Annotated in this window: 1 rRNA gene; it reads left to right on the top strand. The window is 53.1% G+C overall.

From position 1 onward, the window contains the following. Positions 1-88 precede the first annotated feature (88 nt). Positions 89-341, top strand: a 16S ribosomal RNA gene (locus tag FJR00_RS15575); the annotation flags it as partial.

Below are 341 nucleotides of genomic sequence, written 5' to 3'. Positions count from 1 at the left end.
TTTGTTTGGCCATCGCGTTCCTGCCCCCCGGTGGGGCGTGGTGGTTTGTTTGTCAGGAAACTGGATTCTTTGGTAAGAGTTTTGGTTTTTATCGGAGAGTTTGATCCTGGCTCAGGACGAACGCTGGCGGCGTGCTTAACACATGCAAGTCGAACGATGAAGCCCAGCTTGCTGGGTGGATTAGTGGCGAACGGGTGAGTAACACGTGAGTAACCTGCCCTTCACTCTGGGATAACTCCGGGAAACCGGTGCTAATACTGGATACGACTCCAACCTGCATGGGTATGGGGTGGAAAGATTTATCGGTGGAGGATGGACTCGCGGCCTATCAGCTTGTTGGT

Source organism: Ornithinimicrobium kibberense (assembly GCF_006519705.1).
Lineage (GTDB): Bacteria > Actinomycetota > Actinomycetes > Actinomycetales > Dermatophilaceae > Ornithinicoccus > Ornithinicoccus kibberensis.
The sequence above is the reverse complement of the archived record's forward strand: the minus strand, read 5'-3'. Positions and strand labels throughout refer to the sequence as shown.